The following is a 14,014-nucleotide window of genomic DNA, read 5'->3' as shown; positions in this document are numbered from 1 at the left end:
CACATCGCGAGGGAGGTTCAGCCGTCGATGCGCTGGCGGGTGCCGGTGGCGGCGGCACGCGTCACCGCGTCGAGCATGCGGTGGCGCTGCACCGCGTCGGCAAACGTCGGCGTGCGGTGCCCATCGTCGGCGATGTCCTTGAGGAGCCCGGCGTAGGCCTGGGCGACCGTGTAGGAAAGTGACGCCGGGTCACCGGCGGCGAGTTCGTACTCGGGCGGCACCCAAACGGACTCCAGCGGCCCGCCGCCGGTGGAGCGGAACAACTCGACCAGGCCGAACTGCAGATGCCCGTGCTTGCCGACCACCACGAGTTCGCCCTCGCTGCCGGTGATCTCCCAGTGGAACCGCAACCCGGCGGTACGCCCGCCCCGCACGTGGATGGCGGCCACCGCCCCGTTCTCCAATGTTCCGGTGACCGCGATCTGGTCGGCGGCCGTCATCGACAACGTCGCACCGTTTGCCGCGGTGACCACAGGGCGGCGGGTGGCGGTGGTCGCGGAGAGCTCGGTGAACTCGCCGAGGATGTGCGTCAACGCGTCGATGGCGTGCCCGAACGGGATGGTCATCATGGTCGCGCCGTTGGCCGGGTCGAGCAGGTACTCGTTGCCGGCCGGGACGGTGCGGCCCCACTGCTCGCCCGCCGAGACCAGCGTGGTGGACAGCACCTCCCCGATCTCCCCGGCGCCGATCAGGTCGGCCAGCAGATGCAGGGTCGGGCAGGCCCGGGCTTGCAGGCCGACCCAGGCCCCCGGGCCGTCGGCCGCTGCGCGCGCCATGGCCTCGGCCTGCGCGGTGCCATTGCCCAACGGCCACTCGCAGAGCACCCGCTTGCCGGCGGCGGTGGCGTGCGCGACCAACTCGGCGTGGTGTGGCACCTTCACGGTCACCACGACCAGGTCGACGTCGGGGTGTGCGGCGAGGGACGCGGCGTCCGCGCAGGCGACCGGTACGCCGTGCTTGGCCGCCGCGAGGCGCGCGTTGTCGAGACTGCTCGCGCTGCACGCGACGAGTTCCACGCCGGGCACGGCCCACAGCGCCGGCACGTGCGCGGCGGCGGCCCAGCCACGTTCCGCGGACAGCCCGATCAGGCCGACCCCCAGCGTCACGACCGGGCCGCCTCGAGCACCGGGGCGAGCCCGGTCAGCAGGTCCAGCCAGACCGCAGGCTTGTCGATCTCGGCACAGAAATTCGTTTCGATGATGACGCCCTCCCAGTCGGCTTCGCCCACCTCGCGGGTGCGCTCGGCGATCTCCACGACGCTCATTCGCTTGCCCGCGGTGGACTCCACGGCTACCCGGTAGATCACGTCGACCGGGTCCCGGCCGGCCGGGCGTTGCGCGTTGATGGTGGCCAACATTTGACTGACGGTCTCGATGGGCAACGAGCCGGGGTTCCACAGGTCGAACAGTGCGGCGGTGCGGGCCAGGCCGGCCGCCGACCACATGCCGGACATCAGCCGCGGGGTGGACACCGGCTTGGGGTTGATCAACGACTCCGGGACGGAGACGAATTCTCCGTCGAAGCGCACCGGGTCCGGTCCCCAACAGGCCGCCAGCGCCGGCACGAACTCGTCCATCCGCCGGCCCCGGGTGTGCGGGTCGACGCCGGCCGCCACGTGCTCCTCCACCGACCAGCCCACCGACAGCCCGACCACGTCCAGTCGGCCCTCGGCCAGCCGGTCGACGGTGGCCAGCCGCGCGGCCAGCGGCGCGGGCCAGTGGTTGCCGCCGACCAGCACGCTGGTGCCCAGCCGCACAGTGTGCGTCCACCCGGCCACTGCGGCCAACACCTCGGTGGGTGCCCACACCGACTGGTACACCGCGGGTTGCGCGGCAGCGCTGCCGCCGTACTCGCCCTGCTGTTGCACGGCGTAGAGGAAGTGGTCCTGCACCCAGAGGTGGTCGAAGCCCATGCCCTCGGCCTGTTGGGCAAAGTCGCGCAGCAGCGCGGTGTCCACCACCGGGCCCAACTGAGGCAGCGTCAGGCCGAGGGTGATCACAACTGTTCCTTCGGCAGTTCCACGCGCTTGATGCGGCTCAGGCAGGACCGGGAGATGCGCCACTTCCCGTCGGGCTCGCGGCGGTACTCCTCGGTGTAGTGGCCCCAGCCGGTGTGGTTCACGTAACCGGAGTCCGCCGGGGACTCCACCAGGTCGAACATCGGCCAGATGCCGGTGGCCCGATCCTCGTCGAGAATCTCGATCTCGGGTTCGTGGCCGTGGTGCACGGAGATGCCGGACACGAAGTGCTTGGCGGCCGCCGCCAGAAATTCGTGCCGACCTTTGGCGCCGGAGGTGGACTCGGCGAACTCAAAGGCGCAATCGAGGGTGAACAGGTCGGCGAACTCGGCCCAGTTGCGGGTGTCCACGCAGCGGAAGTAACGCGCCTTCAGCCGGCGGATCTCCTCGATCGCCTCCAGGCGGGCGATGCGGGCCTCGAGGTCCTGGCTGAGCATCGTTGCTCCCCTGGTCTTGCCCGATGAATAGTCAAGCGGCAAACTATTTATACATGGACCACTACACCTATGGCGACTTCGAATACCGCACGGTCGTGAGCGGTTTCGTCAACGACCTGTCGACCATGCGGCCCGACGCGGTGCACTTCGGTCTGGAGCAACAGATCGAGTACGTCTACGGATTCTTCACCGCCGAGGATGGCACCATCACCTGCCTGGAGCAGAAGTTCGTCGGGTCGGTCTCGACCGGCACCTTCGTGATGCAAACCGACGGCCGTGGTGGGATGAACATCCAGCCGGAGACCACCCGCAGCTACCGCGGCGAGGTTCGGCGCACCAAGGAGGACAAATACCGGAAGTGGTCCGACCCGGTGATGCTGCGACTGCCCGCCGCCGCCCGCCGCGAGGGTGACCTGCCGTACCTGCTGGAACTCGACGGCGACAAGTTCGTCTGGGACCAGGGCGACCTGTGCCACCTCGAGGGTGAGATCCGGACGCTCGGCGTGCAGTTCTACGCCGCCTCCATCGAGGAGCCGCTGTTCTTCACCTCGATCCCGTACTGGGTGCAGGGCGAGGTACTCGGCCGGCCGACCACCGGGCTCGTTTACTTCGACCGCGTGCACCTCAAGGCGGGCACGGAGTGGAAGGAGACCAAGATGTTCACCGACATCCAGCTCTCCTGGAACATCTTCGGCAACGTCTATGCCGACGGCTCGATCGAGTACGGGAAAATCGTCGTCGGCAAGGACGGCTTCAACGCCGCGATGGTGGTCGATGACCACCGGTTGACCGCCGGTAGCAGCGAGGTCGACGGCCGCTATGTGCTCAACGACGGCGGGTTCATCCGGCACGCGCAGTACGACGTCGGCGGGCACACCTACGAATTCCGCGGCGAGGACGAGAACAACATGGCAGAGTTCTCCGCCTCCCGATGGAACGGCTACCACGCGCAGTTCGGCATCACCCGGCGTTTGGGTGACGACCGCGAGCTGGTGTCCGGGGTGACCTGGCTGGAGTCCTTCGACCACCGCATCCGCGACGCGGGCCTCGCCCTCGACACCATCCACTGACGTATCGTCAGTCACTGCTGATCACGTCGGCGGCAGGAACTGCGGCGTGCGGGCCATGACGCCGCCGTCGACCGGCAGGGTGACGCCGGTGAGGAAGCCGGCCGCCGGGGACAGCAGGAAGCAGATGACCTCGGCGACCTCGTGGGCCTCGCCCCACCGCCCGAGCGGGATGGTGCGGCGCAGCTCCTCGTAGCGTTCCGGGCTGCGCTCCCGCAGCGGATTCGTCATCGGGGTGTGGATCGGGCCCGGACACACGGTGTTGACCCGGATCCGGTCGCGCGCCAGGTCGATCGCGGCGCACCGGGCGAGGTTGATCGCGGCCGCCTTGGCCGTGCCGTAGGCCAGGTGGTTCGGTTCGCCGCCCAGGCCGGACACCGAGGAGGTGACCACGACCGAGCCACCGCCGGACCGGCGCAGGGCGGGCACCGCCGCTTGCAGACCGGTGGCCAGCGCGACGGTGTTCACCTCGAGCAGTCGGCGCAGCACGTCGATCCCGACGGTGTCCACCGGACCGGATCCGGTGACCCCGGCGTTGAGCACCAGCCCGTGCAGGGCGCCGAAGCGTTTCTCCGCCTCGGCCACCGCCCGGCCCATGATGTCGGCGTCGCAAGCGTCACCCTGGACCGGCGTGACGTTGTCGTGCCCGGCGAGATCCTCCAGGCCGGCCAGATCGACCGCGACCACGGACGCGCCGCGCTCGACCGCCAGGTCGAGGGTCGCCCGGCCGATTCCGGAGGCTGCGCCGGTGACCAGCAGGACCGGGCTCACCGGGCCACCTCGCTGACCGGGGCACCGGCCGCGAGCCGGTCGATGGTGCGGTGCAGGTGTTGCACGCCGGGTTCGTTGCGGCCGAACAGCAGGTCGGTGCCGGCCAACGCCTCCAGGCCGCGCTGGATGCCGTAACAGGTGGCGTAGTCCTCCTCGCGGACCACGTCGTAGAACCAGTCGCTGGTGTGGTCGGCCTCCTTGGCCTCGACCTCATCCGCCGGCGGATTGCGCAGTAGCAGCGACTGATAGGTCACCGAGGTGTCCACCGTGGTGCCCGGCAGGACCAGCGAAACCGACACCTGGTTGCGCAGCCCGCCGGCGATGGCCAGGCCGGGGAAGACGAACATGATCAGCCCGACGCACTGCGTGGGATCCCACTCGGATTCGACCCGAGTGATCGCCTGTGCGATCGGCCGCAGGGCGAAGGAGTTGCGAATGTGCGGGCCCCAGATATCGATCGCGGCGATGTTGGACAGGTTGCGCTTGAACACGGTCTGCGTGTGCAGCGGCCCGAAGTGATAGTTCTCCAGGTATCCGTCGAGGACGATCTTCCAGTTCGGGCCGTCCAGTTGGCGCATCGAGGAGTGCAGGTGGCAGCCCGCCAGGCCGAGGCCCTCGAGCACCGGTAGCGCGTCGCCCAGCCAGTGGTCCACCTCGAGGGGGCGATCCCGGGTCAACCCGACGAACACCACCCCCGCGCGTTCCTCCGCCGGCAGGCTCAACAGTCCCCGGTCGGATCGGTCGATGGCGCCGAAGGTGCTCTCGCCGTAGACGCTGCGCAGGCAGCCCGCGGTGTCGTAGGTCCACGCGTGGTACGGGCAGCTGAACGCGTTCGCGACACCCGCCCCGTTCTCCACCACCGCCGAGCCCCGGTGCCGGCAGACGTTGAGCATCGCGTGCACCGCGCCGTCGGCGCCGCGGGTGATCAGGACCGGGGTGCCGGCGACATCCATCGCCTTGTACGCGCCGGGTTCGGTCAGCTCGCAGGACAGCGCGAGCGGAAGCGGAACCTGGTGGTGAACCGCGGCCATCTCCCGTTGCCACAGCTGCGGGTCGCGGTACTTGTCGGCCGGTTCGCGCCAGATGGCCTCGGCCTGGTCGGTGGTCTTCGCCCGGTGGTGCACGGCGAGGCGACGCATCGCGGCGAGAGCGTCGTTCCACGCCGGATCGCCCGGACCGACCGCGCCCCGATAGGTCGGTGTCGCGCTCCGGGCGTCCACGGTGGGTGCCATGGCGTCTCCTCGGTCAGGCCGGGTCGAAGAGCAGGTCGAGGCGGCGGACCCCGCGCAGGATGTAGCTGGGTACCCGTTGCGGCGGGGGAGCGTCCGGGTCGCGGCGCAGGTTGGTCATCCGGGTCAGCAGCGCGTTGAGCGCGATGCGGCTCTCGGCCCGGGACAGCGCACTGCCCAGGCAGAAATGCGGGCCCTGACCGAAGGCGAGGTGTGCGCCTTCGCCGTCCCGCTGCAGATCGACGCAGTCGGGGTCGGCGAACTGATCGGGGTCGCGGTTGCCCGAGCCGTAGCAGAGCAACAGGTGCGCGCCGGCCGGAACGGCGACGCCACCGACCTCGGTGTCGACCAGCGCGGTGCGGTACAGGCCGGCGATCGGGGACTCGACCCGCAGTGACTCCTCGACCAGCTTCGGCAGCAGACTCAGGTCCGCGCGGCAGCGCGCCAGCAGCAGCGGCTGGTCGAGCAGCAGTTGGACGGTGGCCGTGATGTGCGTCGTCGTCGTCTCGTTCCCCGCGATGAGGAACTGGGCAAACATGGTCAGCAGTTCGTCCTGGCTCAGCGACTCGCCATCGACGTTGGCGTGCACCAGGTCGGAGATCAGGTCGTCCTGCGGGGTACGCCGCCGGTTCTCGATGGTGTCGATGAAGTAGGCGGCGAACTCGGACTGGCAGCGGATCTGGGCCAGCACCTGGTCGCGGTTGAGCGCGTCGTTACCGATGCTCGCCGCGAGCGCGTCGGACCACCGTTTGAACGTCGGCACATCGCCGTCGGCCACACCCAGGGCGCCCGCGATCACCGTGATGGGTAGCGGGACCGCAAGGTTGGCGACCAACTCCATCCGCCCGGTGTCGATGACCGCGTCGATCAGGCGGGTGCAGATGGCGGCGACGGTGCCCTCGATCTGCCGGACCCGGCTCGGTGAGAACGCCTTGTTGACCAGCTTGCGCTGCGCCGTGTGCCGCGGTGGGTCGCAGCGCAGCAGCACGGGTTCGCGATCCCGGAAGGCACCGGCGGCGAGCGCGGTGCGCAGCTTCTCGGACTCGGCGGCCATGGCCTCCAGTGCCCGGCGGCGTTGCTGCCCGTGCGGGCCGGTCGCCTGGCGAGAGGAGAACACCACGGGGTTGCGCGCCACCGTGCAGATATCGGAGTACCGGGTGACCAGCCAGACACCGGCCGCCTCGACGTAGTGCACCGGCGACTTCTCCCGGAGCCGGGCGAACATCGGGAACGGGTCGGCGACAGCGGCTGCGTCGGCCGCCAGGTAGCGCTCCGCAGCGTCTTCGAAGTCGGGGTCCGACGCCGTGTCAGCCATGGCTCGGAAGCGTGACGGCAAACTAGACCTGATGTCAAGAAAGACACCGGGCCAGAACCGCGAAAGCCGCCGACTTACTTGTCACGGAACCGAGTTATGGGGTCTTGTACGGGGGGTGTTCCGGGGGTATTGTCCGGCCATCGACTTAGCTGGTCTTCATCTCCAGTAAGTAGTCGAGCGAACGCCAAACAACGTCCCCCGTTTCGGAGTCGTGGTGAGACTGCGGATCATCGGCATCGTCGCCGTGCCGGTTTTGATCGGTGCGGCGCCGTTCGTCCGCGCTCCCGCTGCCCACGCCGCGCTCAGCTTCACTGCCACCGCCGCCGCGGAGGTGGCCCACGAGACCTACGTGGTCAAGGACGCCCCGGTCTCGGAGACGATCTTCGACGGCGGCAGTCCCAGCGCCCGGGCCCTGCTCGACGCGATCGGCAACAGCACCGCGATCGCGGCGGCGAGCAATCCCGGCGAGCAGATCACCGCCATGCCGAGCACCGCGCGCGGGCTCGCCCCGCAATTATCGGCGCTTCCGGACTACCCCTACTTCGCCGTCTCCCGCGCCCCGGCGACCCCGAAGTCATCCCAGGAGGTCGGGCCCTACTCACTCGAGGCCGACAGCGACGCGGACCGCAGCGCGGCCAGCGCGGGCGGGGACACCGTCCACCAGGCCGGGGTCGTGCTCGCCCATGCCTCCTCGCTGGCCGAGACCAGCACCGACGGCCGCTCGATCACCGCCCGGGCGACCACGCTTGCCACGGGGATCTCCGTCGCTGAGGTCGAGATCGGCGTCGTGCAGTCGGTGGCCCAGATGATTTCTGACGGCAAGGACCACCAACCCACCTCGCAGCTCGTGGTGACCGGGCTCTCCGTGGCCGGCGTTCCGCTGACCTTCGGGCCCGACGGACTGAGCCTGGCCGGGCAGAAGTCCCCACTGCCGGACGACAGTCCGATCGCCAAGGCGTTGTCACAGCAGGGGATCGGCTTGCGTTACCTCCAGCCGATCATCACCGATGACTCCGTGCTCGCCGCGGGCCTGGAGATCACCTCGCGCTACCAGCCGCCGGCCGGCGCACCGTTCGGCCTGACCACGCAGAGCCTGACGCTGGGGCGAAGCTACGTCTCGCTGAACAGCTCCGGCTCGCCCGCGACGATTGACGCGGCACCGCCGCCGCGGGTGGGCCCGACCGTGGATACCGCCGGGCCGACGGGCACCGGCGCGCTGCCTCCCACGGACGCCGCGGCAACACCCGGCGTGCTGCCGGGGGTCGCCACCACCACCACCTGGCCGACCGCCGCCACCCGCGCCATCGTCCCGACCGTCCGGGTCAGCCCTGCGGCGCTGTCCGCCCGATCGGCCGATCTCAATCCGGCTCTGTTCTGGCCCTTCGTCGTAGCCGGTCTCGGCGTCCTGTTGCTGGGCCAACTGCTTCGCCTCCGAGGAGTCCGACCGTCGTGACGCGCATGGACGCACTGCGGGCCCACTGGGACCGGGCACTGGCGCTGGGACTGACGCTGGCCGGCGTCGTGATGCTGGTGGTCGGCTATGTGCGGATCAGTCGCACCCCCTACCCGGCCGAGCAGCTGCCGCTGCTGATGTCGGCCGGTGTCGGTTCGCTGTTCCTTCTCGGCCTGGGCGCCACCCTGTGGCTCTCCGCCGACCTGCGCGATGAGTGGCACAAGCTCGACGAGCTCACCACCACCTCCGACGACCACCGCGGCGAGTCCCCCGCGCCGACCGAGCACCGGCTCGGCCGGCCCGACGCCGACGTGGCAGACCTCGGTGCGCCGGACACCGTCGTGCTCCGGTCGGATGACGCAGCGGCCCGGGCCGCCGCGCGATGAGCAGGACGACGGCGGGCGCCACCCGGCCGTGGACGCCGGGCGCCCTGCGCCTCACCCTGGCCGCCAACGCGCTGGCCGCGATCCTGCTGTTCCTCGGCTGGCACGGCGCCGCCCACGAGCCGACGCTGAAGGACGGCACACCGTGGATGAACCTGTCCGCGATCGGGCTGGTCCTCGCCGCGTTCGGCAACGCGCGCCTGCTGTTGATCTCCCGCTCGCGGATCGGCCTGCGCCAGCGGGCGCTGCGGCGCTCCCGGCAGCCGGCCCGCGCCACCCGACTCGACGCCGACCACCGCCGGGTCGCCCTGCCGGGTGGGCAGCTGTACCACCGGCCGGCCTGTCGATTGGTGATCGGCAAGCCCGCCGAGGTGCTGTCGAACCCGGCGCGCACCGGGCTCGAGCCGTGCGGCTGGTGCCGACCGTGAACGACTACCTGCCCTTCGTCGTTTCCGGCGTCGTCGCCGGGTCCTTGCTCGGACTGGCTGCCGTCGGCCTGGTGCTCTCCTTCCGCACCAGTGGGCTGTTCAACTTCGCGCACGGAGCGATCGCCGCGGCCGGCGCCTACGTCTTTTACGAGCTCAAGGAGATCCGCGGGCTGTCCTGGCCGCTGGCCGCGCTGCTCGTGCTCGCCGTCTTCGCGCCCGCCATCGGTCTGGTGCTGGAGCGGATGGCCGCGGGTCTGCACGGGGTCCGGGCCGTTTACCGGATCGTCGCCACGGTCGGCCTGCTGCTCGTCGTGCAGGGCCTCGCCGCCGTCCACTACGGGCCGGCCACGATCCCGCTCAATGCATTCCTGCCGCAGGGCACCGTCAAGATCGTCGGCACCTTCGTCTCCTACGAGCAGCTGATCGGCTTCGGCATCGCGGTCGCCGGGGTACTGGGCCTGCTCGCGCTCTTCCGTTTCACCAAGACCGGGCTGCGCATGCGCGCAGTCGTCGACAACCCGCAGTTGCTCTCCTACGAGGGCGACAACCCGACCTCGGTCCGTCGTGCTGCCTGGGTGATCAGCTCGGTGTTCGCCTGCGCCACCGGTTTGCTGCTGGCGCCCAGCCTCGGCCTGGACACCGTCGTGCTGGCGCTGCTCGTGGTCCAGGCATTCGGCGCGGCCGCGGTGGGTCGGTTCGGTTCGATCGGTGCAACGTTTGCCGGCGGTATCGCGATCGGGGTGGCCTCGACGCTGTCCGCCAGGTTCATCGGCGAGCACCTGCCGAACTCGCCGTTCTGGGCAGGGATCCCCGACGTCGCGCCGTTCCTGGTGCTGTTCGCGTTGCTCGTGGTGACCCCGGCGCGGAAGTTCTTCGACGTCCCCAGCAGCAGCCGGACCGCCGGCGGGCGGGCGGTCACGCCGCGGCTGCACCGGGAGGCGGTCCTCGCCCTGGCCGTGGTGGCCCTGGTGGTGCCGGCCTTCGTGGACACATCCCTGTCGGTGTGGACCACCGCGGCGAGCTTGGTGGTGGTCTTCCTCGGCCTCGGGCTGATGGTGTGGACCTCGGGTCAGGTCTCGCTGGCACATGCGGCCTTCGCCGCCATCGGCGCCGCGGCGATGAGTAAGTTCCTCGACGCCGGGCTGCCGTGGGGTGCGGCGTTGCTGGCCACCGGTTTGATCGCGGTGCCGGTCGCGGTGGCGGTGGCGCTGCCCACGCTGCGCCTTTCCGGGCTCTATCTGGCGCTGGCGACCTTCGCGTTCGCCGTGCTGCTCCAGCAGCTGGTGTACCCGACGCAGGCGATGTTCGGTGGCGGCTTCCGCGCCGTGGCGCGGCCGAAGATCTCGCTGTTCGGACTCGATCTGGCCACCGACCGCGGCTACTACTACCTCTGCGTGTCCCTGGCTGCCCTGGCCGCGGTGCTGGTCTTCGGCATCCAGCGGGCTCGGCTGGGTCGCCTCTTGCAGGCGAACGCGGAGTCCGCCGACGCGGTGGCGGCCAACGGTGGGGACACCACGACGATCCGCACGGCCGTGTTCTGCATCGCGGGTTTCCTCGCCTCGATCGGTGGGGCGCTCGCCTCCGGGGTGACCCTGCAGGCCAGCAGCCGCGGTTACGGATACACCGTCGGCCTGACCTGGGTCGCCGTGCTCGCCCTGTTCGGCTCGCGGGCCACGGTGATCCGCGCCGCGGCCGCGGCGTATGCCCTGGCGGTCATGCCCACGCAGATCCATTTGGACCCGGGCTGGTACACCGCGATCTTCGGGGCGGCCGCCATCGCCGCGAGCCTGCTGTCGGACCGTCAGTTCGACCTGAACCGGGGCTGGGACCGCGGCCGGGTGGCCTCACGGCTGCGGCGCCGAGAATTCCTGCCGCCCCGTCAGCTCGCGCGCCCGGCGCGCCCGACGCACGCGGGGGTGCGCGGGTGAACACGCCGGTCGAGGCACGACCCGAGCAGCGGGTGCTGGCCACCCGCGGGCTGACGGTCCAGTTCGGCGGTACCCGCGCGGTGGACGCCTTGGACCTGGAGGTGCGCGCGCGGGAGATCGTCGGCCTGATCGGGCCCAACGGGGCCGGTAAGACCACCACGCTGAACGCCTGCGCCGGCACGGTGCATCCGGCCGCCGGCCGGGTGGAATTGCTCGGGGTCGACGTCAGCTCCTGGTCGCCCGCGCACCGCGCGCGGCACGGCCTGGGGCGAACGTTCCAACGCTTCGCGTTGTGCGACTCGCTCCCGGTCGCGCAGAACGTCGGACTCGCCGTTGAGGCGCGCCAGGCCGGCGGGCGGCCATGGAAATGTTTCCTCGCCCCGCGCGGGGCCCGCAGGGCGCAGGCAGCCCGGGTGCGCGAGGCGCTGGAGCTGTGCGGCATTTCCGATCTCGCCGCTCGCCGGGTCGGTTCGCTCTCCACCGGTCAGCGGCGGCTGGTCGAACTCGCGCGCGCCGTGTGCGGCCGCTCGCCGGTGCTGTTGCTCGACGAACCGTCCTCGGGCCTGGACCCCACGGAGACCGAGGTGTTCGCCCGGATCGTGCGCGACATCGTGGCCGACTCCGGTGCTTCGGTGCTGGTCGTCGAGCACGACATGACCCTGGTTCGGGAGATCTGCGCGTATCTGTACGTACTGGACTTCGGCGTGCACCTGTGCGACGGACCGACCGAGGCCGTGCTCCGCGACGACCGGGTCCGCCAGGCCTACCTCGGGACCGTCGAGGAGGCGGCCCATGCTTGAGCTGCGCAACGTCACCGCCGGGTACACGGGTGCGCCGGTACTCAGCGACGTCGACCTCGTGGTGCCCGACGGCAGCACGGTGGCGCTGCTCGGGCCGAACGGCGCGGGCAAGACCACATTGCTGCGGGTCGCGGCGGGCACGCTGCGGCCGATGCGCGGCAAGGTGCTCGTGGACGGCACGGATGTGACGGGTCGTCATCCGCATGACCTGGTCCGGCACGGGGTCTGTACCGTGCCGGAGGGCCGCGCGGTCTTCCCCGGGCTCACCGTGCGGGAGAACCTGGCGCTGTTCGTGGGTAACCGCGCCGCCGAGCTGGATCTGGCGGTACGGGCGTTCCCGACCTTGGGCCGCCGGATGAACCAACGCGCCGGCTCGATGAGTGGCGGCGAGCAACAGATGCTCGCGCTGGCCCGGGCCTACCTGCAGTCCCCGCGGCTGATCCTGCTCGACGAGGTCTCGATGGGTCTGGCCCCGGTCGTCGTCGACGAGGTCTTCGCCTTCCTCGCCGCCCTGCGCGCCCGGGGGGCCGCGCTGCTGCTGGTCGAGCAGTACGTCGGGCGGGCACTGGCGTTGGCCGACTACGTCGTGCTGCTCTCCCGTGGCCGCGTCGGCTTCGTCGGTGAGCCGCACGAGCTCGACGAGGAGCGGATCTTCCAGTCCTACGCGGGTCTGGAGCCGGTCCGCGCCGCAGCGTCCACCGAAGGAGCACCGCGATGAACCGCCTGACCCGCCGGACATCGGTGATCCTCTGCGGGCTCGTTCTGCTCGGCGGCTGCGCCAGCAGTCTGAGCCGCGGAGAGATCGTGGCCGCCCAGCAGGGTGTGCCGGTCTCGGCCGGCGTCACCGGCGCGAGCGATGCGGCGCCGGTGGTCATCGACACCGGCGCGCCGAACCCGGGTGCGGTTACCGCCACCCCGGGCGCGGCCGCGGCGACCGCGACCGTGGTCACCGACCCGGCGGCCCCGCTCGTCAAGGCCAAGCCGGCCGCGTCATCCGGCAGTGGCCGAGCCGTGCCGGCCGCGGGTCGTGGCCCAGTCGCCCGGGCGCCGGCCAACCACCTGCCGATCACCGTCGGTTTCGTCGGCAGTATCACCGGCCTCTACGGGACGTCCTTCCGGCCCCTGCTCACCGCGATCCAGGCGAACCTCACCGACCTGAACAGCCGGGGTGGGATCAACGATCACCCGATCAAGCTGATCGTCGCCGATGACGGTGGTGACCCCGCGATCTACCTGGCCCAGTTACGTCGGATGGTCGAGCAGGACAAGGTGATCGGCTTCGTCGGGAACACCCACGCGGCTTCGTTGTCGCAGGCCGCCGTGGACTACGTCGAGTCCAAAGGCATCCCGATCCTGGACGGTGACGACTCGAACCTGCTGGCGCCCACCAGCCCGATGATCTTCGGCTTCGGTGCGTCCGGGATCGCGCTGAACGGCACCGAGTTCGCCGCCGCCCGCGATCTGCTCGGCGCGGGCCACAAGGTGGGTTTCATCTCCTGTCAGGAGGTGCAGCAGTGCAGCGACTACGCGACCACGTTCGCGGGCTTCTCCGCGAAGGCGGGGTTCACGCCGGTGTTCGCGGGCCGGGCGTCGCTGACCGCACCGGATTTCACCGCCAACTGCCTGCAGGCGCGCAACGCCGGTGCCCAGGTGCTGTTCCTGCGCATCGACATCAACTCGGTCAAGCGGATCGCCCGGGACTGCTCGCGCCAGGGTTACAAGCCGACCTACGTCACCGCGCCGGTGCTGACCGACCCCAGTTCCCCGAGCAATCCGGCGATGGACGGGCTGATCATCCCGAGCCAGCAGTTCCCGTTCATCGACACCACGCTGCCCGAGGAGAAGCGGTTCCGTTCGGTCCTGCTGCAGGCGGTGGGTCTCGATCAGATCTTTGCTGCGCACGCGCAGGGTTGGAATGTGGCGGACATCTTCGCCAAGGCGGCGCAGTCGATCGCGCCCGACGCGATCCCGTCGACCGCGTTGTTGCTCAAGGGGCTCTACACCTTCAAGAACGAGACACTGGGCGGAACGAGCCAGCCCCTGACCTACGTGCCGGGCAAGCCGCCGGCGCAGGTGAACAAGATGTGCGCGTTCCCGATGCAGATCGTCGGCGGCAAGTGGACCGCGCCCCGGGGCGACAAACCCAGCTGTCTGTAGTTCGGCCCCGGAACCGGAAGGAGGGGATC

14 protein-coding genes are annotated in these 14,014 nt (G+C 70.4%); 8 read left to right on the top strand and 6 right to left on the bottom strand.

Annotation, left to right across the window (positions count from 1 at the left end; genetic code table 11):
- Nucleotides 1–17: 17 nt before the first annotated feature.
- The 3 genes from VGJ14_10335 to VGJ14_10325 are packed head-to-tail and all read right to left on the bottom strand — an operon-like array spanning nucleotide 18 to nucleotide 2,454.
- The gene (locus tag VGJ14_10335) at nucleotides 18–1,106 is read right to left on the bottom strand and encodes a Gfo/Idh/MocA family oxidoreductase (GenBank protein HEY2832812.1); all 1,089 of its coding nucleotides are present in this window, start codon (nucleotides 1,104–1,106) and stop codon (nucleotides 18–20) included.
- Nucleotides 1,103–1,999, bottom strand: coding sequence for a TIGR03619 family F420-dependent LLM class oxidoreductase (locus VGJ14_10330; GenBank protein ID HEY2832811.1), 897 nt, complete (start codon nucleotides 1,997–1,999; stop codon nucleotides 1,103–1,105). The genes VGJ14_10335 and VGJ14_10330 overlap by 4 nt, the downstream gene beginning before the upstream one ends.
- Nucleotides 1,996–2,454 (bottom strand): nuclear transport factor 2 family protein, encoded by a 459-nt coding sequence (locus VGJ14_10325; protein ID HEY2832810.1) that lies wholly within the window; start codon nucleotides 2,452–2,454, stop codon nucleotides 1,996–1,998. The genes VGJ14_10330 and VGJ14_10325 overlap by 4 nt, the downstream gene beginning before the upstream one ends.
- 53 nt (nucleotides 2,455–2,507) lie before the next feature.
- Between VGJ14_10325 and VGJ14_10320 the strand changes: the two genes are divergently transcribed.
- Nucleotides 2,508–3,524, top strand: coding sequence for a hypothetical protein (locus VGJ14_10320; protein ID HEY2832809.1), 1,017 nt, complete (start codon nucleotides 2,508–2,510; stop codon nucleotides 3,522–3,524).
- Nucleotides 3,525–3,545: 21 nt separating this feature from the next.
- On the opposite strand, the gene VGJ14_10315 is transcribed toward VGJ14_10320, so the two are convergent.
- From VGJ14_10315 to VGJ14_10305, 3 genes are read right to left on the bottom strand one after another with little or no spacing between them, the layout of a single operon-like run.
- Nucleotides 3,546–4,292 (bottom strand): SDR family oxidoreductase, encoded by a 747-nt coding sequence (locus VGJ14_10315; GenBank protein HEY2832808.1) that lies wholly within the window; start codon nucleotides 4,290–4,292, stop codon nucleotides 3,546–3,548.
- Nucleotides 4,289–5,524: an aromatic ring-hydroxylating dioxygenase subunit alpha gene (locus VGJ14_10310; protein HEY2832807.1), complete on the bottom strand. Its 1,236-nt coding sequence runs from the start codon at nucleotides 5,522–5,524 to the stop codon at nucleotides 4,289–4,291. Before VGJ14_10310 ends, VGJ14_10315 begins: the two co-directional genes overlap by 4 nt.
- A gap of 13 nt (nucleotides 5,525–5,537) precedes the next feature.
- On the bottom strand, nucleotides 5,538–6,836 hold the full coding sequence (locus VGJ14_10305) for a cytochrome P450 (GenBank protein HEY2832806.1): 1,299 nt from the start codon (nucleotides 6,834–6,836) through the stop codon (nucleotides 5,538–5,540).
- A 214-nt stretch (nucleotides 6,837–7,050) separates the two neighbouring features.
- Here VGJ14_10305 and VGJ14_10300 point away from each other — a divergent pair, with 214 nt between their 5' ends.
- The 7 genes from VGJ14_10300 to VGJ14_10270 are packed head-to-tail and all read left to right on the top strand — an operon-like array spanning nucleotide 7,051 to nucleotide 13,985.
- The gene (locus VGJ14_10300; protein ID HEY2832805.1) at nucleotides 7,051–8,289 is read left to right on the top strand and encodes a hypothetical protein; all 1,239 of its coding nucleotides are present in this window, start codon (nucleotides 7,051–7,053) and stop codon (nucleotides 8,287–8,289) included.
- 5 nt (nucleotides 8,290–8,294) lie between these two features.
- Complete coding sequence (locus tag VGJ14_10295; protein HEY2832804.1) at nucleotides 8,295–8,675, top strand: hypothetical protein; 381 nt, start codon at nucleotides 8,295–8,297, stop codon at nucleotides 8,673–8,675.
- Nucleotides 8,672–9,100: a hypothetical protein gene (locus VGJ14_10290; GenBank protein HEY2832803.1), complete on the top strand. Its 429-nt coding sequence runs from the start codon at nucleotides 8,672–8,674 to the stop codon at nucleotides 9,098–9,100. Before VGJ14_10295 ends, VGJ14_10290 begins: the two co-directional genes overlap by 4 nt.
- On the top strand, nucleotides 9,079–11,028 hold the full coding sequence (locus tag VGJ14_10285; GenBank protein HEY2832802.1) for an ABC transporter permease: 1,950 nt from the start codon (nucleotides 9,079–9,081) through the stop codon (nucleotides 11,026–11,028). Before VGJ14_10290 ends, VGJ14_10285 begins: the two co-directional genes overlap by 22 nt.
- The gene (locus VGJ14_10280; GenBank protein ID HEY2832801.1) at nucleotides 11,025–11,828 is read left to right on the top strand and encodes an ATP-binding cassette domain-containing protein; all 804 of its coding nucleotides are present in this window, start codon (nucleotides 11,025–11,027) and stop codon (nucleotides 11,826–11,828) included. The genes VGJ14_10285 and VGJ14_10280 overlap by 4 nt, the downstream gene beginning before the upstream one ends.
- A complete protein-coding gene (locus tag VGJ14_10275; GenBank protein HEY2832800.1) occupies nucleotides 11,821–12,546 on the top strand; it encodes an ABC transporter ATP-binding protein in 726 nt (241 codons plus the stop codon). Before VGJ14_10280 ends, VGJ14_10275 begins: the two co-directional genes overlap by 8 nt.
- A complete protein-coding gene (locus VGJ14_10270) occupies nucleotides 12,543–13,985 on the top strand; it encodes an ABC transporter substrate-binding protein (protein ID HEY2832799.1) in 1,443 nt (480 codons plus the stop codon). Before VGJ14_10275 ends, VGJ14_10270 begins: the two co-directional genes overlap by 4 nt.
- The last annotated feature ends 29 nt before the right edge of the window (nucleotides 13,986–14,014 follow it).

It is taken from the genome of Sporichthyaceae bacterium, from assembly GCA_036493475.1.
Taxonomy (GTDB): Bacteria; Actinomycetota; Actinomycetes; order Sporichthyales; family Sporichthyaceae; genus DASQPJ01.
Note: the sequence above shows the minus strand (reverse complement) of the source record. Positions and strands in the feature narration are given on the sequence as shown.